This window comes from Halomonas sp. BM-2019 (assembly GCF_017584085.1).
Genome location: NZ_CP071922.1, coordinates 2,943,899 through 2,945,264 on the forward strand (window position 1 = coordinate 2,943,899; position 1,366 = coordinate 2,945,264).

The 1,366-nt window shown below is 67.6% G+C and carries 2 protein-coding genes; one reads left to right on the top strand and one right to left on the bottom strand.

Annotation, left to right across the window (positions count from 1 at the left end; all coding sequences use genetic code 11):
* Positions 1-69: 69 nt before the first annotated feature.
* Positions 70-576 (bottom strand): YqaE/Pmp3 family membrane protein, encoded by a 507-nt coding sequence (locus tag J5F18_RS14720; protein WP_346299319.1) that lies wholly within the window; start codon positions 574-576, stop codon positions 70-72.
* A 189-nt stretch (positions 577-765) separates the two neighbouring features.
* Here J5F18_RS14720 and J5F18_RS14725 point away from each other — a divergent pair, with 189 nt between their 5' ends.
* Positions 766-1,173, top strand: coding sequence for a CBS domain-containing protein (locus J5F18_RS14725; RefSeq protein WP_346299320.1), 408 nt, complete (start codon positions 766-768; stop codon positions 1,171-1,173).
* Positions 1,174-1,366: the final 193 nt, after the last annotated feature.

Genomic DNA, 1,366 nt, shown 5'->3' on the forward strand with positions numbered 1-1,366 from the left:
GGTCAACTCCATCCACAGATTTGGTTGACCGGGATTATACGCGCCGGCGGCCGACTGCCAAGTGAGACATCAGGCGAAGCCGCCGGCCCGGCGACGCACGCAGCCCAGGGCATGCACCACGCCGGGCACCCAGCCCAGCAGGGTCAGCAGCAGGTTGACTCCCACGCGCTGCGCCGGCTGGCCGGCGAGGCCCACGGCCAGCGGCGGCAACAGTACCGCCAGCGCCAGCAGCGCCAGACGCACTTCGGTGGTCATTACCGCCACCCGGGCGGGCGCCTCGGCCTGGCCGGGCATGAACCGACCGAGCGCCGCCGGCCCGCGGCGCTCGTCGGCGCCATGCTCGAGCAGGCGCCGGTGTGCCTCGCGGTCGATCTTCTGCTGCAGCGTCTCGGCGCCTGCGGCCAACTCCTGGTGATGGCGTTCCCAGTCCTCCCAGTCATGGGGAGTGCCGGCACGCGGGCGGTGATCGCCGGCCTCCCGGGCACGGGACCAGGCCTTCTCCCCGAGGGTGGTCGGGCGCTCCTCGTCACGGCTTCCATCGAGGCCCTTCCTGGCCAGATACTCTCGGGCATCCATGGGCGAGACTCCTGTTGCGGGGTGGCTACCCCTTGGAAAGAGACGAACGCCGGGGGTTCCGGGACGTGCTCCCCTGCCCCGCCGTGAAGCGTTGACAGGCGGTCACCATCGACCTTCGGCAAGGGCCCGGGGTCGGCTATGCTAGTAGTCGATATGGGCTGATGATGAACCGGCACAAGGAGACCCGCCATGCCCAACAAGGCCCCCACCACCGTTCGCGAGATCATGTCCCGTGACTGCTACCGGGTCACCGGGAAGACCGCGGTGTCGACCCTGGCCGAAGGCCTGACGCTGCACCGCCTGCCCGGCGTTCCCGTGGTCGACGAGCGTGACCACCTGATCGGCTTCATCTCGGAACAGGACGTGCTCGGCAAGGTGCTGGAGAGCGCCTATCTCAATGAAGAGCCGCCGCTGGTCCGTGAGCTGATGCGCAATGAGGTGCTCACCGTCACGCCCAACAAGAGCATTACCGACCTGGCCCAGGAGATGCTAGGCAACAAGCCCAAGGTCTATCCCGTGGTCGAGCAGGAGCGCCTGGTGGGTATCGTGACCCGCCGCGACGTGCTCAATGCGATCCTGCGCATGCGTCGCAGCTGAATTCTCGCCTTCGCTTGCCCATTCCCCCGCCGGTCGCCGGCGGGGGAATGGGCGTGCGCGCTCCTCCGCCCGCCAACCAGGGTGCTGTCTCCCCTGACAAGCCCCAGCGCCGGAAAAATGAGGTTCATCGCACTTTAGCGTGAACATGCTTGGCAAATTTTATGGTGGGAGGCCGGCTCTGCCGGGCGAATGG

Bases quoted from the DNA above. Each gene is read 5' to 3' on its own strand.
- J5F18_RS14720 (WP_346299319.1), bottom strand. From the start codon at position 576: ATGGATGCCCGAGAGTATCTGGCCAGGAAGGGCCTCGATGGAAGCCGT.
- J5F18_RS14725 (WP_346299320.1), top strand. From the start codon at position 766: ATGCCCAACAAGGCCCCCACCACCGTTCGCGAGATCATGTCCCGTGAC.